The organism is Candidatus Tumulicola sp. (genome assembly GCA_035601835.1).
In the GTDB taxonomy this organism is placed as follows: Bacteria; Vulcanimicrobiota; Vulcanimicrobiia; order Eremiobacterales; family Eremiobacteraceae; genus DATNNM01.
Map to the genome: position 1 here is coordinate 171,352 of DATNNM010000007.1, position 23,592 is coordinate 194,943.

General features: G+C 64.6%; 23 protein-coding genes. 11 read left to right on the forward strand and 12 right to left on the reverse strand.

What is annotated here, in order from left to right; genetic code table 11:
- Positions 1-3: 3 nt before the first annotated feature.
- The gene (locus VN934_02640) at positions 4-615 is read right to left on the reverse strand and encodes a superoxide dismutase (protein ID HXM17688.1); all 612 of its coding nucleotides are present in this window, start codon (positions 613-615) and stop codon (positions 4-6) included.
- 135 nt (positions 616-750) lie between these two features.
- Between VN934_02640 and moaD the strand changes: the two genes are divergently transcribed.
- Both moaD and VN934_02650 read left to right on the forward strand, forming a co-directional pair.
- A complete protein-coding gene (gene moaD / locus VN934_02645) occupies positions 751-990 on the forward strand; it encodes a molybdopterin converting factor subunit 1 (GenBank protein HXM17689.1) in 240 nt (79 codons plus the stop codon).
- Positions 987-1,406 (forward strand): molybdenum cofactor biosynthesis protein MoaE, encoded by a 420-nt coding sequence (locus VN934_02650; GenBank protein ID HXM17690.1) that lies wholly within the window; start codon positions 987-989, stop codon positions 1,404-1,406. Before moaD ends, VN934_02650 begins: the two co-directional genes overlap by 4 nt.
- A 57-nt stretch (positions 1,407-1,463) precedes the next feature.
- On the opposite strand, the gene VN934_02655 is transcribed toward VN934_02650, so the two are convergent.
- Together VN934_02655 and VN934_02660 are read right to left on the reverse strand one after the other, a co-directional pair.
- Positions 1,464-1,841 (reverse strand): hypothetical protein, encoded by a 378-nt coding sequence (locus VN934_02655; protein ID HXM17691.1) that lies wholly within the window; start codon positions 1,839-1,841, stop codon positions 1,464-1,466.
- Positions 1,842-1,904: 63 nt separating this feature from the next.
- Positions 1,905-2,228, reverse strand: a complete 324-nt coding sequence (locus tag VN934_02660) for a hypothetical protein (GenBank protein ID HXM17692.1) — start codon at positions 2,226-2,228, stop codon at positions 1,905-1,907.
- 86 nt (positions 2,229-2,314) lie between these two features.
- Between VN934_02660 and VN934_02665 the strand changes: the two genes are divergently transcribed.
- The 3 genes from VN934_02665 to VN934_02675 are packed head-to-tail and all read left to right on the forward strand — an operon-like array spanning position 2,315 to position 6,437.
- Positions 2,315-3,772, forward strand: a complete 1,458-nt coding sequence (locus VN934_02665; GenBank protein HXM17693.1) for an FAD-linked oxidase C-terminal domain-containing protein — start codon at positions 2,315-2,317, stop codon at positions 3,770-3,772.
- Between the two features lie 12 nt (positions 3,773-3,784).
- On the forward strand, positions 3,785-5,119 hold the full coding sequence (locus VN934_02670) for an FAD-binding oxidoreductase (protein ID HXM17694.1): 1,335 nt from the start codon (positions 3,785-3,787) through the stop codon (positions 5,117-5,119).
- Positions 5,120-5,135: 16 nt separating this feature from the next.
- Positions 5,136-6,437 carry a heterodisulfide reductase-related iron-sulfur binding cluster gene (locus VN934_02675; protein HXM17695.1) on the forward strand — a complete coding sequence of 434 codons (1,302 nt, stop codon included), beginning with the start codon at positions 5,136-5,138 and terminating at the stop codon, positions 6,435-6,437.
- Positions 6,438-6,570: 133 nt separating this feature from the next.
- Here VN934_02675 and VN934_02680 read toward each other — a convergent pair whose 3' ends face one another.
- Complete coding sequence (locus tag VN934_02680) at positions 6,571-6,924, reverse strand: carboxypeptidase-like regulatory domain-containing protein (GenBank protein ID HXM17696.1); 354 nt, start codon at positions 6,922-6,924, stop codon at positions 6,571-6,573.
- A 188-nt stretch (positions 6,925-7,112) separates the two neighbouring features.
- Between VN934_02680 and VN934_02685 the strand changes: the two genes are divergently transcribed.
- Positions 7,113-9,683: a diguanylate cyclase gene (locus tag VN934_02685; protein ID HXM17697.1), complete on the forward strand. Its 2,571-nt coding sequence runs from the start codon at positions 7,113-7,115 to the stop codon at positions 9,681-9,683.
- A 6-nt stretch (positions 9,684-9,689) separates the two neighbouring features.
- Positions 9,690-11,708 carry a diguanylate cyclase gene (locus VN934_02690; GenBank protein HXM17698.1) on the forward strand — a complete coding sequence of 673 codons (2,019 nt, stop codon included), beginning with the start codon at positions 9,690-9,692 and terminating at the stop codon, positions 11,706-11,708.
- Here VN934_02690 and VN934_02695 read toward each other — a convergent pair.
- Genes VN934_02695 through VN934_02715 form a run of 5 tightly spaced genes read right to left on the reverse strand, consistent with a single transcriptional unit; the run spans position 11,683 to position 15,974 of the window.
- A complete protein-coding gene (locus tag VN934_02695) occupies positions 11,683-12,318 on the reverse strand; it encodes a MarC family protein (protein ID HXM17699.1) in 636 nt (211 codons plus the stop codon). The two genes, VN934_02690 and VN934_02695, sit on opposite strands and share 26 nt — an antisense overlap.
- Before the next feature lie 7 nt (positions 12,319-12,325).
- On the reverse strand, positions 12,326-13,090 hold the full coding sequence (locus VN934_02700) for a CoA-transferase (protein ID HXM17700.1): 765 nt from the start codon (positions 13,088-13,090) through the stop codon (positions 12,326-12,328).
- Positions 13,091-13,095: 5 nt separating this feature from the next.
- A complete protein-coding gene (locus VN934_02705) occupies positions 13,096-13,995 on the reverse strand; it encodes a CoA-transferase (GenBank protein ID HXM17701.1) in 900 nt (299 codons plus the stop codon).
- A gap of 17 nt (positions 13,996-14,012) precedes the next feature.
- Positions 14,013-14,849, reverse strand: a complete 837-nt coding sequence (locus tag VN934_02710) for an enoyl-CoA hydratase/isomerase family protein (GenBank protein HXM17702.1) — start codon at positions 14,847-14,849, stop codon at positions 14,013-14,015.
- A gap of 9 nt (positions 14,850-14,858) precedes the next feature.
- Positions 14,859-15,974, reverse strand: a complete 1,116-nt coding sequence (locus VN934_02715) for a Phenylacetic acid catabolic protein (GenBank protein HXM17703.1) — start codon at positions 15,972-15,974, stop codon at positions 14,859-14,861.
- Between the two features lie 84 nt (positions 15,975-16,058).
- Here VN934_02715 and VN934_02720 point away from each other — a divergent pair, with 84 nt between their 5' ends.
- Entirely contained in the window at positions 16,059-16,919 is an 861-nt protein-coding gene (locus tag VN934_02720) for a PaaX family transcriptional regulator C-terminal domain-containing protein (GenBank protein HXM17704.1), read from the forward strand.
- Positions 16,920-16,966: 47 nt separating this feature from the next.
- Here the strand turns inward: VN934_02720 and VN934_02725 are convergent, their stop codons facing one another.
- On the reverse strand, positions 16,967-17,812 hold the full coding sequence (locus tag VN934_02725; protein HXM17705.1) for a 3-hydroxyacyl-CoA dehydrogenase NAD-binding domain-containing protein: 846 nt from the start codon (positions 17,810-17,812) through the stop codon (positions 16,967-16,969).
- Positions 17,813-17,829: 17 nt separating this feature from the next.
- On the opposite strand from VN934_02725, the gene VN934_02730 reads away from it, so the two are divergent.
- Complete coding sequence (locus tag VN934_02730; GenBank protein ID HXM17706.1) at positions 17,830-18,282, forward strand: GNAT family N-acetyltransferase; 453 nt, start codon at positions 17,830-17,832, stop codon at positions 18,280-18,282.
- A 4-nt stretch (positions 18,283-18,286) separates the two neighbouring features.
- On the opposite strand, the gene VN934_02735 is transcribed toward VN934_02730, so the two are convergent.
- Both VN934_02735 and VN934_02740 read right to left on the reverse strand, forming a co-directional pair.
- Positions 18,287-20,683, reverse strand: a complete 2,397-nt coding sequence (locus VN934_02735) for a penicillin acylase family protein (protein ID HXM17707.1) — start codon at positions 20,681-20,683, stop codon at positions 18,287-18,289.
- A complete protein-coding gene (locus VN934_02740; protein HXM17708.1) occupies positions 20,664-21,272 on the reverse strand; it encodes an FAD-dependent monooxygenase in 609 nt (202 codons plus the stop codon). Before VN934_02740 ends, VN934_02735 begins: the two co-directional genes overlap by 20 nt.
- Before the next feature lie 106 nt (positions 21,273-21,378).
- On the opposite strand from VN934_02740, the gene VN934_02745 reads away from it, so the two are divergent.
- Positions 21,379-22,572, forward strand: a complete 1,194-nt coding sequence (locus VN934_02745) for a hypothetical protein (GenBank protein ID HXM17709.1) — start codon at positions 21,379-21,381, stop codon at positions 22,570-22,572.
- Positions 22,573-22,703: 131 nt separating this feature from the next.
- Positions 22,704-23,592, forward strand: an 889-nt coding sequence (locus VN934_02750; protein HXM17710.1) for a hypothetical protein, incomplete at its 3' end; no start/stop codon positions are given.

Genomic DNA, 23,592 nt, shown 5'->3' on the forward strand with positions numbered 1-23,592 from the left:
CGCTTATTTCTTGGCCGCGTCGAAGCGCTTGGCTATCGCGTCCCAGTTCACGACGTTCCACCACGCCTTGAGGTAGTCGGGCCGCCGGTTCTGATATTTCAAATAGTAGGCGTGCTCCCAAACGTCGTTGCCCATGACCGGCTTGTGGCCTTGCGACATCGGGTTGTCCTGGTTGGGCGTGCTGACCACTTGCAGCTTGCCGTCCGCGACGACGAGCCACACCCAACCGCTGCCGAACTGCTTGACGCCGGCGTCTTGGAATTGCGTCTTGAACGTGGCAAGGTCGCCGAACGTGCTCTTGATGGCGTCGGCAAGCGCGCCTTTGGGGTCGCCGCCGCCGCCTGGTCCCATGATCTCCCAAAACATGCTATGGTTCACATGTCCGCCGCCGTTGTTGCGCACGGCCGTGCGGATGTCGTCGGGCACCCCGCTCAAGTTCTTGATGAGATCCTCGACGCTCTTGCTGCCGAGCTCGGGATGTTTCTCGATCGCGGCGTTGAGGTTGTTCACGTACGCGGCATGATGCTTGTCGTGGTGCAGCGTCATGGTCTCCTTGTCGATGTGCGGCTCGAGTGCATCGTATGCATACGGCAGGTTCGGTACGGTAAAGGGCATGGCTCTCGCTCCCCTCGTGGATACGCATGTGCGCAGTAAAAGGCTTGAACGAATTGCACTTCCGCGGCGCAAGTCCTAGCGCAAAACCAGGGACTCATGTCGCGTTTTGGCGTATTGTTGCACGCTCCAATGCGTGTGACGATTCGATTGTTCGCGTCCCATCGAGAAGCGCTCGGACGCAGCTCGTTGCAAGCCGAACTGCCGGAGGGCACTACGGCCGCCGGCGCGTTCGCGCGCCTTGCGCAAGAGCATCCATCGCTTGCTTCGTCCGCTCGCAGCGTCGCCTTTGCGGTGAACCGCGAACACGCGCCGCCCGAAACGGCGTTGCGCGACGGCGATGAGTTGGCGCTGCTTCCCCCAGTAGCCGGCGGATGAGCAGACATTTCGTCCTCACCCACGAGCCGCTTGACGAATACCTCGCGGCGCAAGTCATCTCCCAAGACGGCGCCGGCGGCGTTGTGACCTTCGTCGGTCGCGTGCGCGACAGCGCACGCGGACATGAGGTCACGCGGCTCGAGTACGAGGCGTACCCCGAAATGGTGGAGCACGTCTTCGCCGACATCGCCGCGCAAGCGCGCAAGCAGTTCGCCATCACGGACATCGCGATCCATCATCGCGTAGGCGCGCTGGAGATCGGCGACGTGAGCGTGGTCATCGCGGTGTCGGCGCCGCACCGCGGCGCCGCATTTGACGCATGCCGTTACGCGATCGACCGGCTCAAGCTCATCGCGCCGATCTGGAAGAAGGAACACTCACCCGACGGCGCCGTTTGGGTGGACGATAGACCCTAAAAAAGCGCGGGACCTCTGCAGTCCTGCGCTCTTTTATGTCATGCTCGATTTCGTGGGCTAGTAGTCGTCCTCGGCGTGCTCGGGGTGGAACTCTTCCTCTTCCTCGCCGAAACCTTCTTCCTCGAACTCCTCGTCTTCGTACTCTTCCATCGGCAACACCGCGTCCGCAGGCTCTTCGTGGACGGCGTCTCGCACCGCCGGTTCGCGCGCCGGTCGGCTTGGTTGTGGCTTCAACGCGGCCGGGGCTTTCTTCGCCTTCGCCTTCGGAGCCGCTGCTCTCGCGCGCTTCGGCGGTCTCTTGGCGTGTGCGCGCAACCTGCCTCGGCTCGGTTTCTTCTTCGCCGCAGACTTCGCTCGTTTGACGGAGCGCTTCACGCGTTTGGGGCGCGCGGGCGTTTTCTTTCTCACCGCGCGCTTCTTCGGTTTCCGCCTCATGCCTTGGGCCCTCCGGTGGCGCGCCGCTTGTCGCTCGGACCTAGAGTCTCCTGCCGTCGTTTGTCAGGGCCGGATGGGCCTGACTTCAAGGACATTTCGGCTGGCGGGGAAGACTCCGGGATCGCCCTTCACGGGAGTCAGTTTCACCCACAGCAAGCATGGACCGACGAGGTCCTCGCGGACGTGCACTTGGCCTTCGTACAGCATGTCGCTGCTGCGGGCGAAGACGTAGCGCCGAAAGTCGGGCGGCGGCTCGCCTGAGCCGCGCGCGAGGCCGGCCTCGCACTGGCCGACGAAAGCGCGCCGGAAGTGCACCGCGACGTCCAACACGTCTCCCGGATTGTACACCTCCCGTTGTGGCGAATATTCGACGCGTTCGATGTCCATTCTGGCTGCGAGGAGTTCGCTCCACCCCTGCCTCGCCCTGCGGAGGGCGAGAGCAATCGCTCTCGCGAACCGTTTGCAGAACCATCATGGACGCCGCCTTCATTAAGAAGCTTGAGGAGATCGTCGGCCCCGCGCTCGTGCTGTCGGGCGTGGATGACCTGCGCTGCTACCAGTATGACGGGTCGATAGACAAGGCGCTACCGGAGCTCGTCGTCATCCCGGAAACGGCCGAACAGATCGCGAGCATCGTCCAAGCCTGCAACGAGCGCGGCTATCCGTATCTCGCGCGTGGCGCCGGGACGGGCCTTTCCGGCGGCGCGATCGCAGAGCTCGGCGGCGTGGTGATTTCGACGGCGCGACTGCATCGCGTGCTCGAGATCGACGTGGAAAACCGGCTCGCCGTGGTCGAGCCCGGTGTGGTGAACGCGGAGATCTCGGCCGCCGTCAAGCAGTATGGGCTCCAGTACATCCCCGATCCCTCGAGCATGGCGGCGTGCACGATCGGCGGCAACGTCGCCGAAAATTCGGGCGGACTGCACTGCCTCGCGTATGGGGTCACGACCAACCATACGCTGGGCGTCGAGTTCGTGACTGCGGACGGCGAAATCCAATGGCTCGGCGGCAAGACCGCGGACCCTCCCGGCTACGACCTCCTTGGCGCATTCGTGGGTTCGGAGGGCACGCTTGGCATCGCGACCAAGGTGGTCGTGCGGCTTACCCCGCTCGCGGAGACTGCGCGCACGCTGATGGCGGTGTTCGATTCGGTGGATGACGCATCGCAGGCCGTATCCGACATCATCGCGGGCGGCGTCATTCCCGGCGCGCTCGAGATGATGGATCGGCTTGCCACGGAAGCGGTCGAAGCGTTCGCGCAAGCCGGCTTCCCCACCGACGCGGCGGCCATTTTGATCATCGAGGTCGACGGCCTGCGCGAAGCCGTCGACGAGCTGACCGCTTCCGTGCGCAACGTCTGCTCACGCAACCGCGCGCGCGAGGTGCGTCTCGCGCGCGACGCAGCCGAGCGCGATCGCATTTGGCTGGGCCGCAAAGGCGCGTTCGGCGCGATGGGAAGGCTGAGTCACAGCTACTACGTGCAGGACGGCGTCATACCGCGCAGTCGCTTGCCCGAGGTGCTGCGCGAAATCGGCGAGATCGGCACGCGCTATGGGCTGCGCATCGCAAACGTGTTTCACGCGGGCGACGGCAACCTCCATCCGCTTATCCTTTTCGACGACAAGGTGCCGGGCGAGGTGGACAAAGCGATCGCCGCGGGCGCAGATATCCTGCGCGCCTGCGTGCAACGCGGCGGGTCGATCTCGGGCGAGCACGGCATCGGCATGGAGAAGCGCGATTGCATGACGCTTCAGTTCTCGTCGGACGACCTGGCCCTGATGGCGCGCGTCAAGAGCGCATTCAACGATCGCCGTCTTTGCAATCCGCTCAAGGTGTTCCCCACCTCGCGACGCTGCGGGGAAGCCGCGCGCAAGGTCGATCGAGGCGCCTTGGCTCCTGAAGTAGCGGCTGCGGCCGGACCGGCGTTTTAGAGGGCGAGGCGGATGCTCGGCTCGACACCCTTTTCGGTCGCCCTCGCCGACGTCTTGCACGACCGCTTGAGCGTGCACCCGCAGGATTGCGCGCGGTTTCAGGTCGCCGGCCGCACGCCGCGGCTGGTGGTGTCGCCGCGCAGCGTCGAGGAGGCGGCCGAGGCCGCGGCCGGCATCGCGGCGGAGAATGCCTCGCTCATCGTGCGCGGGGCCGGCACGAAATCCTCGCGTCCGCCTTCTCTGCGGCAACTCGACGCGGTGCTCGACATGTCGCAATGCTCTGGGGTGCTGGAGCACGCGCCCGGTGATCTCACGGTGACGTTGCTGGGCGGCACGCCTTGGTCCCAGCTGCAAGCGGCTTTGGGCAAGCATGGTCAGTTCTTTCCCTGCGACACCGCGTTCGAGGCTCGCGCCACCGTCGGCGGCGTGCTCGCCGCCAACAGCAACGGAGCCCTTCGCCAGCGCTACCAGTCGCTGCGCGACAACGTGTTGCAGATGCGCGTGGCGCTTTCCGACGGACTCGTCGCGAAGAGCGGCGCCAAGGTCGTGAAGAGCGTCGCCGGCTACGATGCGCACAAGTTGTTCGTCGGTTCGTGGGGCACGCTCGGCGTTATCGGGGAGGTCACGCTCAAGGTCGCGCCGCTGCCCGTCGCGGAGCGGCTCTTGATCGCCGCGTTCGGCGCGGCGGCGCCGGCGGTGGATGCGGCGGTGAAGATCGCCCGATCGAATCTTTTCGTGGCAGCGACCACGCTGCACGACTTGCAGTCTCTGCGGCGCGTCGCCGCATTGCGCACGTGGTCGGGCGCCGCCGCATGGAATCTCGTCGTGCGCTGCAGCGGCAGCCGCGCCGGAGTGGACCGGCAAATCGACGCGGTCTTCTCTGGGGTCACGACTGCCGGGGCCACAGCGACGACCCCCATCGAAGCGAGCGGCGTCAGCCGGGCGTGGTCCGACATCGCCGAGCTTGCCGGCGGAGCGCACTACGCGGCCGACGAGTTCGTGGTGGCGAAATTCGCGTGTCTCCCGACGCAGACAACCGCGCTAGCCGACGCCGTACGAACAGTCTGGCCCGGTGCGGAACTCACGGCACATCCGGCGGTCGGTGTGGTTTTCGCGCACGTGCGCGCTGCGGCGGATAGCGTGAGCGCCTCGACGCTGGCGCCGCTCTGGCGCAGCGTCAAAGAGAACGCCTGGACCGCGTCTTTTTTGGCTGCGCCGACGGATCTTTCCGACGGGCTGGCCGCGCCCGTGCCCGAAACAAGCCCGATCAAGATCATGCGCCGCCTGAAAGCGGCGCTTGACCCGGCCGGCGCCTTTGACCCCGGCCGTTTCTTGGCCGGCATTTGATGTTCGAAGCCGAAGCATGATCCAAACCAAGGGCTATTCCGGACCCGAGCGGCCGGCCGACGAAGACCTCGCCAAGTGCACGCGCTGCGGGCTGTGCGAGCAAGCCTGCCCGACCTATCGAGACCTCGGGGTGGAAGCCGACTCGCCGCGCGGACGCGTCTTCCTCATGAAGCAAGTCGCGGACGGCGAAACCGATATCAGCGCCCACCTCGCCGAACATCTCTACCTGTGCCTGGGCTGTCGCGCCTGCGAGACCGCGTGTCCCTCCGGCGTCCCGTATGGCCGCCTTCTCGAATACGCGCGCTATCAAATAGAAGAGCGCGGCGAACTCTCGCCCGCGCGCCGCGGCTGGCGCGGCTTCCGCCGGGTCGCCTTCGAACAGCTTCTTCCCAACGGCCGCCTGTTCGCGCTCGCGATGTGGCCCGCTCGTTTGCTGCAGCGCTTCCCGGGCCTGGCCGCGTTCGTGCGCTCTCTGCCGATGCCGCGGCGCGCGCGCAACCTGCTCGCCATGATTCCGATGACCGAGCGCGGCGCGCGCGGTGGTTTGCCAGAAGTGATCCCCGCCGAGGGCGTTCGGCGGGCGCGCGTCGGCTTGTTCGCCGGCTGCGTCATGAGCGCGCTGTTCGGTCACGTCCACGAGGCCATGGCGCGGGTGCTGCGTCACAACGGCTGCGAGGTGATCGTGCCGCGCGGGTATCGCTGCTGCGGAGCGCTCAACGTGCACGCGGGCGAGCGCGATATCGCGAAAGCCATGGCACGCGACGTCATCGATGCGTTCGCGCCGTTTGAAGTGGATGCGATCGTTTTGAACTCGGCGGGCTGCGGTGCAGTGATGAAAGAATACGGAGAACTGCTGCGGCATGATGAGCAGTATGCCGAGCGCGGCGTCGCGTTTGCCTCGAAAGTGAAAGACATCACGGAATTCTTGGTCGAGCTCGGCGTGCGCGACGATTTCGGCAAGCTCGCAAAACGCGTCACCTACCAAGATGCGTGTCACCTCGCGCACGCTCAGCGCGTGCGCCGGCAGCCGCGCAAACTCTTACAGTCGATACCCGGGCTTGAATACGTCGAGATGCAATGGGCCGATCGCTGCTGCGGCGCGGCCGGCGTCTACAGTCTGACGCAGCCGGAGATGTCCTCGCGCATCCTCGCCGAGAAGCTTGATTGCATCGAGCGCACCGGGGCGGACATCGTCGCGTTGGGCAATCCTGGTTGCCACATGCAGATCCAGGCCGGGCTCATGCAACGCGGATCGTCCACCCAAGTGCGCCACTTGATTGAAATCGTGGACGACGCATACCGCGCGGCCTCACCTTAGCGTCACTAGTTTCTTGTGAGAAGTCGGTCCGTTGTTACATGAGAAAATTATGTGAGAAAGTCGGTCCGCTGGCACAAAGGTTACAGCAGCGGGACTCCTCTTTTAGGGTAACAAGGCCCCGGAGGGAGGGGTCCTACATAGGGGTCAGACTGACGTTTTGCGTGACCATGGAATTATTGCTGATAACTACATTGGGATTCGTGTACGTCATATAACCCGGAGCGCTGATCACCAGCGTCACCGTGCCGGCTGGTATCCCTGAGAGCGAGTAGTATCCCTGTGCGTCCGTCTGTCCAACATGATACGAGTTGTCTTGCGGCGTCACGCGCACACCCGCTCCGGCTATGGGCCCTGTCGGGCCGGTCACGACTCCACTGATGACACCGATTTGCGGGCTGGGTGACGGCTCAGCTTTTATGATGCCGCAGCCGGACGAAAGCGCGGCGACGGCAAGCAAGGCAAGCGGAAACCAGTATCGGGGCGTCACGGGCGGCACGGATTCGGGCCCTTGCGACCCGAGCCCTGGCCACGCGTCGTGCGGGAAGCGGGAGGCGAGTATCCAAGTACATGGCAAGGAGCGAGGCTATTAGCGAGTCGCGATCCTGGGGTGTAGAGCCCAGCCCGGGGCTTGGTGGGACGAAACTTGGGGAGCCCCAGTGGGTTGCACCTGGGCTTTTGTCGGGCTACGACGCGGCTTTTTACACCCAGCTCCTGGCGCTGGCGACCGGCAATCCCGAAGATCACTTCTTCAGCCAAGTACACGCGGCGCTTCGTTCTCACATCCACGCCCCGATCGTCATCGCCGCCACCGCGGATCCTCTGTCGCGCGATGGTTTCCGCATTCGCTATCAGCGCAACCTTGAAGATCGCTCCGCGCTCCCGACCATTCCGAACAATCTCATCGTCCAAGCCCTGCGCGCCGGCAAGCCGACGCAGTTCGGGCGGGCCCCGGATGACTTCTCACCTGATGCACCGCCGCCCGGCAGCGGCTCGACGATCGTCTCCCCGATCAAGCTCGACGGCCGCAATGCCGGCTATCTAGCCGTGCGCAGCCCGCGCGACGGACTCTTCAGCACGCGCGACTTGGACTACGTAGGCGCCGCGGCCGCCGTCAGCGCGCTCGTGGTTCGCAACGTCGCCCTTTCCGAGGAGACGCGCTCGCGCAGCCAAGAGCTGCGGCTGATGCTCGAAACGGCGCGCGCGCTCGCGTCGGAACGCGATCTGCGGCGTTTGTTCCATCGCCTGCACCGCCTCATCGGCGGCGTGTTGGACGCATCGACTTTCTGGGTCGCGCTCGGCTCATGGGAACGTGAGCGCATGACGATCGCGTATTGCGTCGACCACTATCAGTTGCTCGATGTCGAGGAGCCGCTGCCGCTTCAAGGTTCGCTCTGCGGTCAGGTCTTCCGCGATGGCGTGCCGCTCATCTTCCGCACCCCGGAGGACTGGAAACCGTATCAGATCGTGACCCAAGGCGATGACGACGTCGTGTCGGCGTTGGTGGTCCCACTGCGCATCGGTGCTCGTTCCATCGGCGTCATGTCAGTGCAAAGCCAACGACCGCATGCCTACACGGAGCGCGATCGCGATCTCCTGGTCGCCGTCGCCGAACAGGCCGCGATCGCGGTCGAGAACTCGCAGGCGGTCAGCCAAGCCGACAAGAGGGCCGGCGAACTGCGGCTCTTGGCGGAAGTGTCGCGCGCGCTGACCGCGCGCATCACGCTCAAGGAGCTCTGTCAAACCGTGTGCGATGAAGTTCGCCGCGTGATGGAGGCGCCCGGGTTCTTTGTCGCGCTGCGCACGGACGAGAACAAGCTGCGCATGGAATTCATCATCGAAGGTCACGTGCCGCTCGAAGTCCCGGATCAGCCGCTCGAGAACTCGGCGTGCGAGCGGGTCGTCACGACGAACCAGACACTGGTGCTCAATACGCTCGAGGAGATAGAAAACCAGCCGCACCATGTGGCCGGACCCGACGTGTCGCACGTCCGCTCGAGCGCGATGGCGCCGCTGCGGCTGGGCGACCGCTGCCTCGGGGTGATCTCCGCCCAGGCGTACCGGGAAAACGCATACGACGAATCGAGCGTGCGGCTGCTGACGGCCATCGCCGAACAGATGGCGCTCGCGGTGCAGAACGCGCAGTTGTACGCCGATGCGAAGCAACGCGCGGATGTGGATCCGCTGACCAACGTCTACCACCATCGCTTTCTCAAGACGCGACTGGAAGATGAGATCCTGCGTTCTTCGCGCAGCCGCAAACCGGTCGCCTTGATGATGCTCGATCTCGACAACTTCAAACAGGTGAACGACGTCCACGGCCACCTCGTCGGCGACGAGGCGCTCAAGAAGGTGACCCACGTCCTCCTCGACTGCTGCCGCGGCTCGGACGTGGTGGGGCGCTACGGCGGCGATGAATTCATGGTCATCCTGCCCGACACCGATCGCGCCGCCGGGGAGAGCGTGGTGGCGCGCGTCGAGACCGAGCTCACCAGCTGCGAGCTTGTGCTCGGCAACGCGCGGCTTCCCCTCAAATGCTCCATCGGCCACGCCGTCTTCCCCGAAGACGCGTCGACCGCCGCCGAACTCATCGCGCGCGCCGACGCCGAGCTCTATCAAGCCAAACGCGGCGGGCGCTCGCCGGCGCGGGCTCAGCGCGTCGGCACTTCCGTGCTCAAGCTGGAAGGCGACTTCGAACCCGTCGCCGAGCTGCTCGCCGCCCTGGTGGCCCGCGACTCGGCGATGCGCACGCATCTCGAACACGTCAACCGCCTTGCTCACGAATTCGCGGGCGCGCTCAAACTCTCAAAGGCTGATGCGAACTCGCTCCTGCTCGGCGCTACGCTGCACGACGTCGGCAAGATCGCGCTGCCGCACAAGCTGCTGACCAAGCCGGGCGGACTGTCGCACGAGGAGAGGGACGTCGTGCGCAGGCATCCCGTGCTCGGCACGGTCCTCATAGAACACATCCCAGGCTTCCGCGATGCGGCCGTGGCGGTGAGGCACCACCACGAACGCTACGACGGCAAAGGCTATCCCGACGGTCTCAAAGGCAAAGACATCCCGTTTCTGGCGCGGGTCGTCACGCTGATCGACGCGTTTTCGGCAATGGTCATCGACCGGCCGCATCACAAGCGCATCAGTCATGCGGCGGCGGTGCGCGAGCTTCGAAAGAGCTCGGGCACGCAGTTCGATCCTGAGCTCGTCGACCGCTTTGCCCGCATCGTGGAGAGCGGCGGCGGTCTCTAGGCCATCATGCGAACCGACATACGCGAAGAGGAGACCCGCAAGGCGCATTGGTACGCCGAGCTTCTTTCGCTCGCCCGCTTCGGAGCGCGCGAGTTCTTCGAGCGCCTGCACTCGGCGCTCGACCACAAACTCGATGTCGGTTTCTTCATCGCCGTGACGTGGGTGCGCACCGATCTCTCACGTTTTCAAGAATGGTATCGCGCGGGCACGGCGGAGGCCCACGAGCTCAGCGAGCTCGATCGCGCGGCGCGCGAAGCCGCTCCGTTCGCAGCGACACTGGTGCACGACACTACGGGTCGCGCGTTCATGTCGGCGATCGTCGCTCCGCTGCGCCCCCACGGCCAGCGCGCCGGCTACATCGCCGTCGCAACGAGAGCGCCCGATGCGTATCGCAGCGAGGACGTCGAGGTCCTCGCGGCTGCGGCGGAGGTCGCCGGGCTGCGCATCGACGCCGCCGACGCGTTTGAAGAGGCGCGGGCGCGCGGGGTTGAAACGCGCATGCTCCTTGAGACGGCTCGCGCGCTGTCGTCCGAGCGCGACCTGCAGCGCCTTTTCCAACGCTTCCACCAACTCGTCGCCACGGTCATGGAGGCGCACACGTTTTTCATCGCGCTGGGCGAGCGAGAGTCCGACCGCATCGAATACCAATATGCGGTCGACGCCGACCGTCCGGTCCATCTCAGCGAAGGGACGCTCTCGAACACCGTCGCCGGTCGCGTCTTCCGGGATGGCGCTCCGCTGCTCATGCGAACGGTCGCTGATTGGGCCGAGTTTCCGGACACGCTCGTCGGCGGCGACGACCACGAACTCGATCCGCGTTCGGCCATCTACGTCCCGATGCGAGTCGGCGACCGGACGGTCGGCGTCATCTCGGCGCAGTCCGCTCGGCCGCGCGCCTACACGGAACGCGACCGCGACCTGCTGATGGCGATCGCCGAGCAAGCCACGATCGCCGTCGAGAACTCGCAATCGATCCTGCGCGCCGAGCAGCAGGCGAAGGAATTGCAGATGCTCGCCGAGGTGTCGCGCGCGCTCTCGGCTCAGCTGTCGGTCAAAGCTCTTTGTCAGACGGTGTGCACGGAGGTCCGCCGGGTGATGGACGCGCCGGTCTTCATCGTCGCGCTGCGCGACGGCAGCGCGGATGAACTGCGCGTCGAGTACGCCTCTGAGGACGACGCCGAAAAAGAGAACGTCAACTATCCGCTGCGCAACTCGTTGGCAGAGCAAGTCATCGCGACGGTGCAGCCGGTCATGCTCGACACCCACGCCGCGCTGCAGCAAGCGCCGCATCGGCTGCTGGCCGGAAGCGGACCGGTGCCAGGTTCCCTCATCATGGCGCCGCTCCGGCTCGGCGATCAGTGCATCGGAATCCTGTCGGCGCAATCGTACAAGGAGCGCGCCTACGACCACACCAGCGTGCGCCTGCTCACCGCGATCGGCGAGCAGATGGCGCTCGCGGTGCAAAACGCCCAGCTGTTCCGCGACGCGAAGAATCGCGCCGATCGCGACCCGCTCACCGACCTGTATCACCATCGCTACCTCCACGCGCGTCTCGCCGAAGAGATCAGTCGCGCCAAAGCGCGCTCGTACCCGCTGACCGTGATGATGCTCGATTTGGACAATTTCAAAGCGGTCAACGACGAGCATGGCCACGTCGCGGGCGACACGGGCCTGAAGCTGGTCACCGACGCGCTGCTGCGCGCCTGCCGCACGAGCGACGTGGTCGGGCGTTACGGCGGGGACGAGTTCATGCTCATCTTGCCGGACATCGGGCGCGGCGAAGCTTCGCGCATCTTAGAACGGATCGCCTCGAACCTGCGCAGCCTGCAACTGCCGACGCCCTCCGGCGCTCTCGTGTCGCTGCCCTGCTCGATCGGCACCGCGACATATCCCGACGACGGCGCGAGCGCCACGGACATCGTGGCCGCGGCCGACGCCAACCTCTACGAACGCAAACGCCAAACCCGCAGCGGGCGTGGCCTGCCGGACGTGGGGCCGACTAGTGCGCGAACAGCGGGGTCTTGACGAGCCCGTTGAGGATGAACTGAACCGCCAGCGCTGACAGGATGATGCCGAGCAGGCGGGTTATCACGCTCACTCCCGTCTTGCCGATCCAGCGGAGCACGAATTGCGCACCGCGCATGCACAGCCAGGCAGCCAGCAGCGCGACCGCGTACGCCGCGAAGACGATCACCAGCTTCACCCGGTCCCCCTGAGCCAAGCTGACGAGCAGCAAGACCGTGGCGATCGTGCCCGGGCCCGCCAGCATGGGGATCGCGAGCGGAAAGACGGCCGGGTTGTCGTGTTCGAGCGCCTCTTGCTCCTCCTCGGGCTTCACGCGCGCACCGGATTGCCGCCCGAACAACATGTCGATCGCGATGAGGAACAGCAAGATGCCCCCGGCGATAGAGAATGCGGGCAAGGTGATGTTCAGGTACAGCAGGACGTAGCGCCCCAGCAGCGCCATGAAGACGATCACGCCGGCTGCCGCCAGGATTGCGAAATCGACGATCTTGTTGCGCGTCTGCGGCGAGGCCGACGCCGTCACGCTCAAGGTTAGGGGCACCATGCCGAGCGGATCGATGATCGTCAGCGCCGTGGCGAACGCGGTGATGGCGAAATCGAGCTCGTTCACGGCCGTTTCAAGAGGTCCAGAAACCTTGTGGATCGATCTCGCGGATCATGCGCAATTCGTCAACGCTTGGCGCCGGCGTCACGTGCAAGGGTTCTCCGATCGCCAAAGGCCAGCCGGTCTGCGCCTTGACGTCCTCGGCTGACACCCCGGGATGTACGGACGCCAAGAACGCCTCGCCGTCTTTGGGATCAAAGCGCAGAATCCCCATGCTGGTGATGATCGCCGCCGGACCCCCGCGCGGCAACCCGGCGCGGGTGCGCCAATCGCCGCCTTCGCCGTTGCCGGGCGACGTGACGTAGGAGACTCGCTCCACCAGGCGGCGCGCGTCATGCTCGATGACGACGACAAATCTCTTGGCGAGCGACGCGATATCCGCGGCGCCGCCGCTTCCGGGCAGCTTCACATGGGGCGCTTTAGGCGTGCCCACGTACGACGTGTTGATGTTGCCGAACCGATCCACCTCGGCGCCCCCCAAGAACCCGAGATCGACCTCACCTTTTTGCATCAAGCCCATGACGACGTTCATGCGGCAGCACATCAAGGCGCCTTCGATGTTCGGGGGATCGCCCATCGTATAGAGCAGCCGTCCCGCCGGCTCGTCGCGTATCACGCCGTTCTCGAACAAGCCGATCGCGTTGCGCGCGTGCGTGCGCTTGGCCAGCGCGAATGCGATCAACGGAAGGCGCATGCCCACGAACACGACTTCGCCTTCACGGATCTCCCGCGCGGCGGCGACCACCATGAGCTCTGCCGCGGTGTATGCGGCCTGCATCGGGATCACGTGGCGCTGTAGTTGACGACCGCTGCTGGTTTTTGTTCGCGCACCTGCAGGCCGCGCCAGCGAGCGGCTCCGAGCCGCGTGAGATATTCGGGGCGCCCGCTGCATCGATCGATCCATGCGTCGCGCCACGCGTCGTAGCCGGCTGCCGTCTTCGTGTCCGTGTGGTATTCGTGGTAGAACTCATGATCGCGCCCGTAGCAGCCCTGCACCGGCGAAGGATGCGCTCCGCCCGGCTCGTGCACGACCGCGCTCACGCGTTGCGGCGGCACGAGCACGCGATTCGGGTCGCTCTTGATGACTCCGGCGCTGACGATCTCCTCCGCCACGACGATCACGGAGTTGCCCGACATCGCGCCTTCTTCGCTCACCCCCAAGTTGCCCCAGGCATGACAGCCTCCGAACTCATCGGCGCGCTGGACGTGCACGATCGTCACGTCTGGGACGATCGCCGGCACGAGCATCAGTTTCTGACCGTCGATCGGCGAGTCGACGATGCGAAGGCGCGGATTCGTCTTCACGAGATCGGAGCCGAGAAGCGTTTTCGCGGGAATGAACTGCGTGCCGAGGGCCCCCGCGAGCAGACCCAGCGCGATGGAGAAGTTCGAGTGGTCCTCGATGGCTATCGGATTGGGCTCCCCGCGCTCGGCGGCGCGCCGATAGCAATGGCCCAGGCCGGCGCTGACATTGCCCGCCCACGCCGCTTGGACCGTGCGCACGCAGCCGGCGCCGATGAGCTGATCGAAGAGGATGTCGGAGATGGGGCCGATCAGCGTGAGATCGCGTTTGCGCCGGCGGATGATCTCGTGCCCGGCCGCGAATGGAATCAGCGCCTCGAGAGCCAGCCCTATAGCCACCGAAGCGCCGTCGGGAACGTACCGCGCGACCGCGTCGCGCATGCTCATGAGCTTGCTTATTACTTGTTCTCGAATTTCGCCATACGCTTGTCGACGTACGCGCTCAGGCCTTCCTTTGCGTCGCTGCTTTGGAACAGCAGTTGCTGGAGCTCGCGTTCGATGGCAAGCGCTTCTGAGAACGGCACCTCGCCGCCGGATTGGACCGAGCGTTTGATGTTGCCCACCGCCTTCGCCGCCTTGTTCGGCGTCGTGAATTGCTTGGCGTAGGTCAACACCTGCGCTTGGAAGCTTGCGGCGTCGCCCTCGTAGATATCGGTGACGATGCCCAGCTCCTGTGCTTCTTCAAAGGAGAAGGTCCGGCCGGTCACCATCAGCTCGAGCGCGCGCGCCTTGCCGATCAGCCGCGTCAAGCGCTGCGTGCCGCCGGTCCCAGGAAGCACGCCCAGCGCGACTTCAGGAAGACCGATTTTGCCTGCGTTCTTGCGCGCGATCCGGAGGTCGCATGCCATGGCGATCTCGAGGCCGCCGCCTACGGTGTGCCCGTTCAGCGCCGCGATGACGAGCTTCGGCGTCTGTTCGAACCGCGTGAGCGTTTCGTTTGCGTGCAGGCAGAAAAAGTACTTGAAGGTCGGGTCGACTTTTTGCAGCATGCCGATGTTGGCGCCGGCGCAGAAGAACTTCTCGCCCGCGCCCGTCAGCACGATCGCCTCGACGTCCTTATCGAAACGCGCTTCCAAGATCGAATCATCGAGCGCGCGCATCATCTCGTGCGTGTACGTGTTCGCCGGCGGATCGTCGAGCGTGATGACGGCGATGTGCTCGCCTTCCTTGCGGTAGGTGACGAGTTTTTTACCGTCGGCGCCGGTGCTCTGCGGTTCTTCGATCTTGGTGGCCATGAATATCTCCTATGCGGCTTTGGGCGCTACCCAAGCATTGGTCTTGAACAGCTCGGTCAGGACTTTCTCATCGTCTTCATTCGGCAAAACATCGTTGAGATGCTCCTGGTACTGGTCGCGATCGAGCAGACGCCCGTCGACCGCGTAGGGCTTGCCCGCGAATTCGCCGATGTGGCGATTGAAGCGGATGTCGGCCATGTACAGCTTCTCCTCGCCGGGAATCACGGCGTTGACCTGATCGACGAGCTTCTTACATTCATCGTAGTACTGCTGCCGGGCATAGTTGTTGAGCAGGTCTTTTTCGGCCTCTTCCTTTTCTTTGTCTTCTTCCGGGCGGCCCTTGATACCCCAGATGTACGCCCACACGGCGCTGGACGAGTGGTCGGTGCCGAACAGATCGAGCGAACCCGACAGCCATTTGTTGTGATACTTCTGTTGGATCTTTATGGGAACGACGTTGGCTTTCGCCACGCGTTTGAGTCCGGTGAAACCGGTTCCGAGGTGGAACGATTCTTCGCGCAGCATCGGTCCCATGCTGGCGGCGAGCGGCCAAAAGCCTGAGTGCGAGAGCATCTGCAGCTGGAACTTGCCGTCGCGGTCCATGTAGTTCTGGTAGGCGTACAGATCGAGCCAATGCTTGACCGGGGTATTGAAGGCGTTGAGCAGACGAGTGCCTTGATCGGAGCGCCGCTCGAGCATCTTCTGCGCCTCGATGCGTCCGTCGTTGCCGAAATGATTGACCAGCAGATGGCACATCTGGTAGCCGTGGCGGGTCTCTTCGATGAAGACACGGCAGATGGAATAGAGGTCATAGTCCGAGGGCGCATTTTTGAGCAGCAAGCGTTGCTGCTCGTTGGAAGCGAACTCGGTGTCGCCCTGGTAGATGATCATGTTGAGCACGGCGTCGCGCATGCGCTGGTCCGGGATCTCCATGATCTTATCCCACTTGCGCTGCCCCACGAATTCTCCGAACTCGATCTCCGAACTGTGCGGCGCGTCGTACTTGGCTTCGAGGGTATACGGGCCGAGGATGCGGTCGAACACCTCGGGTTCGATGTCGAGCGCTTTTTGCCACTGGCCGAACACTTCGACCCAGTCCTCGAACGTCTTGATCCGGTATGCCACGATATTGCGCGCCTCCGAAACTATGTGGTATTATTTATACGGTCGGTACAAAAGTGCAACAGTTATTATACCAGATTTGACGGCATGAGGCAATTCCCAGGAATCGCGCCCCTGCGCCCCCGTTCGATGCTCTTCACGCTCTATGGCGATTACGCGTACCCGCGCGGCGTCGATCTCTGGCTTGGCAGTTTGGTGGCGCTCGGTGAACGCTTGGGCATCTCGGAGGTGGCCGTCCGTTCCGCCGTCGCGCGCCTCGCCCGAGATGGTTGGATCGTCGCGCGCAGAGACGGCAACCGTTCGCATTACGCCCTCTCGGACGCCGGCAGGCGTCTGATCGAGGAGGGTACTCGGCGCATCTATCGAGGCGAAGGGACGGCTTGGAACGGTTCGTGGTGCATGCTCACGTACAGCATTCCGGAAGCCAAGCGCGCCCATCGCGATCGCTTACGCAAGCAGTTGGCTTGGCTGGGATTCGGCCCGCTTGGCGGCGGCACGTACGTCAGCCCACGCGACGTTTCGAGCGAGGCCGAGGAACTCGTGCGCGAGCACGGCGTCGAAACCTTCTCGCGTATTTTTAGCGCCCGCTTGTCGGGGCCGGGATCGGAGCTGGACCTTGTCCGCCAATGTTGGGACGTGGGAGCCATCGAAGCGCAATACGAGACGTTCCTGCGTCACTATGCGCCGCTGTATGCGCGCGATCTGCGGCGCCATCGGACCGCTTCATTGCCGGACGCCGCGGCGTTCGTGCATCGCTTCGCGCTCACGCACGATTTCAGGCGCTTTCCGTTCGTCGACCCCGATCTTCCGGCGTCGTTGCTGCCGCGCGAATGGGCGGGGGGGCGCGCGCGCTCGCTCTTCGAAGCGCACCATGCGCTGCTGACGCAAGGCGCACAGCGCTTCTTCAGCTCTATCGCCTCGCTGGGAGCGCGCTTGCGTGCCGGCTGAGGGCTTCCGGGGCTAAAGCCCCGGCACTACATCAGGTTTGCACTACACTATTCGTAGTCGTAGACGCCGCGGCCGCTTTTGCGGCCAAGCCTGCCGGCGCGGACGAACTCCTCCATGAGCGGACACGGGCGGTACTTCTCACCCAGCGTGGCATGCAGATGCTGCAGTATCTTGAGCCGAGTGTCAAGGCCGACGAGATCCACCATTTCGAACGGCCCCATCGGATGGTTGAGGCCGAGCTTAAGGGCTTTGTCGATATCGCGCGCTGACGCGACGCCTTCCATCAACATGTAGAACGCCTCGTTGCCGATGAGCGCGTTGATGCGCGTGGTGACGAAACCGGGCGCCTCGTTGATCAGCACCGTTTCTTTGCCGGACTGCGCCGCCACCGCCCGCGCGACCTCGATCGCGCGCTCCGAGGTCTCCAACCCCTTGACGATCTCGACCAGCTTCATGATGTGCGCAGGATTGAAATAATGCATGCCGATGACGCGCGACGGATCCTTCACGGCCGAGGCGATCTCGGTGATGGACATCGAAGACGTGTTCGTGGCGAGAACCGCGTCTGGAGCGCACGCGGCATCGAGTTCGCGGAATACGCGATGCTTCAAAGCCATGTCTTCCGGCACGGCCTCAATCGCGAGAAACGCCCCCCGCGCGGCGGATGCCTCAAGCGCTCCGGAGATGCGGGCGCGCGCCTGCTCGGCGTGCGCTTGCGTGATCTTTGCGCGCTTCACGCCTGCCTGCAGATCCGCCTCGACGCGGGCCATAGCGCGATCCAACGCCTCCTGCGCGGCGTCGATGAGCGTCACGTCGTAACCGCCAAGCGCGAGGCTGTGCGCGATGCCGTTGCCCATCGTCCCTGCGCCGATGACGGCAATCCGCCCGCTCACGAAGAATTGAGCCGCTTATGACCGATGCGCGATTGCGCCTCGCGAAGGACGGCGACGCGGCGACGATCTACGATATCGTGGCGGATGCGGGGCAACTGTCGTCCGGAGCCCCAAGCTCGCTGGACGATCTCGTCCAGTTCTTGCGCGGTGAGCATGGCGGCGCGTTCGTCGCGACCGCGGGTGGCGCCGACGCAGGGGTGGCGCTGTTCGCGCGCCAGGGTGAAGTGTTCTGGCTCGTGCGGCTCGCGGTGCGAGAGCGATTTCGAAAGCGCGGGATCGGTGCGGCGTTGGTCGCCGCCGTCGAGGCGCGCGCGCGCGCCGAAGAGCGCACGGCGGTGTTCGTGCAGGCGATAAAAGCAGACGCCGTCATCCAGTATTTCGAGGGCCTCGGCTATGACATCGATCGCGAAGAACCCGATGTCGCTCGCGGCGAGCCCGTCGTGATGGTCGACCTCATCAAACTTCTCTGACATGTTATGGCGGCAAGAGGTGAAGGGTGTGCTGCGTCGCCGCCGCTACGGCATGCGGCGTGAATGGGGTCGGCGCCCAGCGCACGGCCGTGAAGTCGGCCAGTTGGTCGAGATAGTGCTCGTCGCTGAAGTGGCCTGACTCCCCGAGCGTGAGCAGCATGGACGAATCATCCCAGTTCGCCAAGTCCACGACCAGCCGTTGTGACGGTCCGAAGGCCGGGCGGCCAGCGTAGACCGCGAACACGTCGCCGGGCTGTGCTTGCGGACGCGCGCTGAGCACGAGGTTGAGCAGCCACGACTGCGCGAGCGGGTGATCGTAACGAGCCGCGTTGCGCTCGCCCCAAGCCTGAAGCGCCTCGATGCCGCGCGAACCGTCGGCGTGCAGCGTGTGAGCCGCCTTCGCGGCTGCCCGCACCAGCGCGCTTCGCACGCTCTCCCGCGTGATCCCGGCCTTGGCCAATCGCCGATCACCGTCGAGCGCCCGCTCGAGCACGATGATCGCGTGAAAGTACTTCGTATAGGTCTCGAACGTGCCGCTGGACAGTTTGCCGGCCAGCAGGTCGTCTGTCAGCCAACGTTCTTGTTCATAAAGGAAGGTCGGCGCTCGAGAGGTCGCCGTCACGCGCCCATCCCACGCCTGCAATTGAGCGCCGACGCGGCGCAGCGCCGGGTCGCTCGACGCCGACAGCAAGCGCGCCGTTTCGAGCGCGAGCCGGGCACGCGCGCGATCGTAGACGTCCGACTGCACCGCGCCGACTTGCAGCGGGCTCATGCGCGGCGCGCCGCGCAGCAGTTCGACGATCCGGTGCACGCGGTACGGCGATTCCCAAAAGGTCGAGAGCGTCTGTCCGAATGCTCCCGCCGCCAACTGCTGGTTGGCCGTCGCCACAACGCCGCCCGGCGGATCGATAGTGTTTGGAAGCTTTTCAAACGGCACGTAGCCGCGCCACGCGAACCGATCGTCCTGACCCTCCACCGGATAAAACCCGACGCCGCTCGCGCGCACCGGCACCGCTCCGGCGTCCTGATATCCGATGTGGCCGTCGACGTCCGCGTAGCCGAAATTGAGGTTCGGGCCGACCCAATGGGAAAGCGCTGCCCGAAATTCCCGCCAGTTGGAGGCACGATCGAGCCGATCCACCGTGTCGCTCTCGCCGCCGTTTTGAAGAATCGTCCACGAAAGCGCCAGCGCGCGCGAGCCGTCGCGCTCTACGATCGGGCCATGGCGCGTCACCAGCACGTCCAAGTCGACTGCCGGGCGGCCCTTGATCGCGATGCGTTCGACGCGATGTTCCGCCTTGCGCCACCTGCCGTTGCTAAAGTATTCGTCGGACGTCGCCGAGCGGAAGCGCTCGACGAAGAGATCCTGAACGTTCTCCACCGAGCTGGTGACGCCGAACGCGATGCGCTCGTTGTGGCCCACCACGATGCCGGGCACGCCGGGAATCGTGAAGCCTTCGACGTCGAGCCCCGGTGCTTGGACTTGCGCGATCCACCACGTGCTCGGCAGCGAGTGTGCGAGATGCGTGTCGTTGGACAGCACCGGTTTGCCGGTCGTGGTGCGGCCCGGTCCTACTACCCAGTTGTTCGAGCCGGCGTCCGGCTCTCGCCAAAAATCTTCACCCGAAAACGACGCGAGCGCTTGTAGTGCCGGAGCTTTAGCTCCGGAAAATGTAGCGTTCCGAACGAAGTTCGGAATCTTTGCCGCCTTACCCGGCCCAAACCCGGGGATGTATTCCTCCAGCGCGGGCACCTGCTCGTCCGTGAGCGCATCGGCAGCCGCGTCGCCAAGCCGCTCGCGCAGCGCCGCTCGAAGTTTGGGGATGTACCATTGATCGTCGAGGCGCTGCGCCATGAGTTTGCCGACGGCGATGCTGTCGATCGGGCTCCACGGCGCGGGGCGATAGCCGAGCAGCCGGAACTCGAGGGGCAGCGGATGCGTCAGCGCGGCCGCGTTGACGCCGGCGGCATACGCGACGAGCAGCGCGCGAGCGCGCGGTCCCAAGCGCGCATAGTCTGCGCGCGAGGACGCCGCCAAACCGAGCGTTTGCACGTAGCGATCGAGCTCGACCGTGACCGGTCCGACGATTTCGGAAAGCGTGCCCTCAGCCCGGCGTCGCAGCGTGTCCATCTGCCAGAGCCGATCTTGCGCGCACGCAAAGCCCTCCGCGAAGTAGGCATCGTAGTCCGAGCGCGCCGAGATGTGCGGGATCCCGCGTTCGTCACGACGGATGACCACCTCGGCGCGCAAGCCGCCGACGCGCAGCGTGCCATCGGTCTTCGGCAGCGGCGAGCGCACGGCGTAGGCGGCGAACGCCGCGAGCGCAAGCAACGCGGCGGCGACCGTCAAGCCGAAAGCGCGAAACAGCGCCGAACGGTGTTTAAGTATCGTGATCGACATAATAGCCGCCGCGAATTTCTTGGATGATGGCGATCGCGACTCTGGCGCCGTCCCCGGCCGAGATGATCGCCTGGCTCGGCAGGCCCGTTATCCGGCCCACGGCATAGCAGCCGGGAACCGACGTCTGGCCGTCGCCGTCGACCGAAACAAAACGTCCGCCGTGTCCGCCGAGCGGGATGCCGAGCGAGGTCGCGAGATCGGTCCGCTTGTTTGAAGCGAGGATGAGATTCTCAGCGTGCAGCGTGCGCGCGCCGGTCACAACGTCGAATCCGCCGCCTTGACGCGGTGCAACAGAGCGGACGTCTTCATCCAGCACCTCTGCTCCGAAGTGCACGGCTTGAACACGACCAAGCCTCAGCAGATCAGGTCCGCCGACGCCATCGGGAAATCCCAGGTAGTTGTTCACTTTGGAAACGCGGTGCAGGCTGGACTCGGAGCGGTCGAACACCGCCACGGGCACGCCGGCCCTTGCCAAAAAGATTGCCGCTGAGAGGCCGGCGACACCCCCGCCGGCGATGGCGACCGTGTATGGATCCAAGGCCTGGCGGTTCGCGGCGACCCGCTGGCGCTCTTCTAAGCTGGGAGGCACCGCGGTAGCGCGAGCGGAAACGGGAGCGCAGGGACCGTCCGCCCTTTCGGGAGTCGGCTTGCTTCTGTCTTAGGAGATTTGGATGTTTCGCAATTGGAGGCCCACAATGGCTAGCACGATCCGCGTCCTTTGCATCATCGTCGTAATCATAGGACTCGCGGGCTGCAAGGGCAGCCCGAATATCGCGCTTCCGCCGCCGCCCGCGCCGCGCGCGTTCGTAACCAATTCGCACACGCCGCTGAGCGTGACCTTCTGTATCTGCGGCTGCACGATCGGCTGCATCGTTGTGTGCAGCAACTGTTGCGGAGGACTAGCCAAGCATCGGCACCCGCTGGCGCGAAGGCATGCGCTGGGGCACCCGCATCACGGTGTGCACATGACCGCGCTCAGAATACCGATGACTCTCGCCGTCAACTTGCTCAACGTGTACAGCACGCCGCTCAATCCGAGTGGTGCCCCGACTTTCATGTTGGGTCGCCCAAGCGGACTGCTGGGACGCCCCGGAGGCATCGCGTTCGATTCGGCCGGCAACATGTACGTGATCGATTTCAACAACAACGGTTCGGGAGTTTTCGGGACGATTTTCGTCTACCATCCTCCCATCACCGCGACAAGCGTGGCGGCGTTTTCGTTCACGGTGCCCAATGCGCGAAACGCCTTTGCCATCGCGTTCGACTCGCAGGGGCGCCTGTGGGCCACCGATGAACTCAGGGAAAGAATCGTGCGGTTCAACCCGCCTTTCAACGCCTGCTCGACCCCGAGTCTGACTTGGTGCGGCTGCGCCGCCTGCATCAGACCGACGGGACTCGCCTTCGATCGCTCTGGCGCGCTGTATGTCGGGGATGGCATTTCCGACAACGTTCTCGTGTGGCGCAGCTGCCAGATCAACGGCACGAGTTGCGTACCGATTAATCCGCCGGCGCCCAACGCGAGCGTCTGCGTTTTCCCGTGCACGTGTGGATTTGGATGCTGCAGCACGCCGACGGGCATCACGTTTGACACCTCCCAGCGCATGTTCGTCAGCTACAAGGAGAACGGCATCGTCAGCGTCGTGACCCCGCCATTCGGCACCTCAGGTACGGGGCCGAAATTCCAGTTCACGGCGCCCAACCATCTCGTGGGCGGTGCCTTCGCGGTGATCGACCAGAACAACAATCTCTTCGCCCCCTTCGTGAGCGACACGGGAGCGAACCGGGGCGGCATCGCGGTCTACATCCCACCATACAGCTCGAGCAGCGCACCGATCTTCGTCCTGACCACAAGCATCGACAATCCCTATGGTATCGCGTTCGGTCGCTGACCAGTCGCTGCTGGCTTGAGTAAGCAAGGAACCGCCGCCGGGATCCTGGGGGCGGTTCCTTTTCCAAGGGATTCGCCGCTTTTGGGCACGAACGCTCGACCAGACCCTTGAGGACCTTGAGGAGAATCTGTATGATTCCCAGTCGGCTTGGTTTTATCGTCGTTGCAGCCGTTGCGCTCGTCGCGCTCGCGGGCTGTAAGGGAAGTCCGAACATAGCGCTGCCGCCGCCGCCGGCGCCGCGCGCGTTTGTGACGAACGCGAATCATGCTCCCAATGTCATTTTTTGCATCTGCTTGTGCAGCTGTTCACCCGTCTTTTGCAGGGTTGGACCCAACTGTGGCGGCGGGTTTGCCGTGCATCGGCATCCGCTGGCCGGCAAGCGTCACGTGGCGGGCAAGCGCCACGCCCATACGCTCGCGCTGCGACAGCCGGCGGACGGCCGGCGACCGTTGCTCGTCGCCGCAAACCTGTTGAACGTCTACAACGCTCCGCTCCAACCCAACGGGGCCCCGGCATTCTCGCTCGGCGCGCCCAGCAAATTGCTCGGCCACCCGGGAGGCGTAGCCTTCGACTCCGCAGGCAGCCTGTACGTAGCGGATTTCGCTAACAACGGCGGAGTGCATGGAACGATCTTCGTTTTCACGCCGTCAATCGGTGCGTCGAGCCAGGCGGCGTTCTCGTTCAAGCTGCCGAATTCGACCAATGGGTTCTCGATCGCATTCGACCCGAAAGGAGACCTTTGGGCATCGGACACGTGCGGGGGCTGCGTTAATTGTACGTGCGGCACCGTCTACAAGTTCAAACCGCCGTTCAGCGCTTGTTCCAAGCCGACGCTGACCTGGCACAATGGCAGTGTCAGTTGTAATCCGGCCGGCATCGCGTTCGATCGAGCGGGTACGATGTATGTCGCGCTCGAGAACTGTGGCGTTGTCCAAGCTTTTCGGGGGTGTAAGCAAACAGTCGGATGCGGTCCCCCTGGCGCCTGCTCGGTCCCCGGACCCTGTGCAAACGCCTCCATCT

Coding starts and splice junctions, on each gene's coding strand:
- VN934_02640 (HXM17688.1), bottom strand. CDS start 615: ATGCCCTTTACCGTACCGAACCTGCCGTATGCATACGATGCACTCGAG.
- VN934_02650 (HXM17690.1), top strand. CDS start 987: ATGAGCAGACATTTCGTCCTCACCCACGAGCCGCTTGACGAATACCTC.
- VN934_02655 (HXM17691.1), bottom strand. CDS start 1,841: ATGAGGCGGAAACCGAAGAAGCGCGCGGTGAGAAAGAAAACGCCCGCG.
- VN934_02660 (HXM17692.1), bottom strand. CDS start 2,228: ATGGACATCGAACGCGTCGAATATTCGCCACAACGGGAGGTGTACAAT.
- VN934_02665 (HXM17693.1), top strand. CDS start 2,315: ATGGACGCCGCCTTCATTAAGAAGCTTGAGGAGATCGTCGGCCCCGCG.
- VN934_02670 (HXM17694.1), top strand. CDS start 3,785: ATGCTCGGCTCGACACCCTTTTCGGTCGCCCTCGCCGACGTCTTGCAC.
- VN934_02675 (HXM17695.1), top strand. CDS start 5,136: ATGATCCAAACCAAGGGCTATTCCGGACCCGAGCGGCCGGCCGACGAA.
- VN934_02690 (HXM17698.1), top strand. CDS start 9,690: ATGCGAACCGACATACGCGAAGAGGAGACCCGCAAGGCGCATTGGTAC.
- VN934_02700 (HXM17700.1), bottom strand. CDS start 13,090: ATGCAGGCCGCATACACCGCGGCAGAGCTCATGGTGGTCGCCGCCGCG.
- VN934_02705 (HXM17701.1), bottom strand. CDS start 13,995: ATGCGCGACGCGGTCGCGCGGTACGTTCCCGACGGCGCTTCGGTGGCT.
- VN934_02710 (HXM17702.1), bottom strand. CDS start 14,849: ATGGCCACCAAGATCGAAGAACCGCAGAGCACCGGCGCCGACGGTAAA.
- VN934_02720 (HXM17704.1), top strand. CDS start 16,059: ATGAGGCAATTCCCAGGAATCGCGCCCCTGCGCCCCCGTTCGATGCTC.
- VN934_02730 (HXM17706.1), top strand. CDS start 17,830: ATGACCGATGCGCGATTGCGCCTCGCGAAGGACGGCGACGCGGCGACG.
- VN934_02735 (HXM17707.1), bottom strand. CDS start 20,683: ATGTCGATCACGATACTTAAACACCGTTCGGCGCTGTTTCGCGCTTTC.
- VN934_02745 (HXM17709.1), top strand. CDS start 21,379: ATGGCTAGCACGATCCGCGTCCTTTGCATCATCGTCGTAATCATAGGA.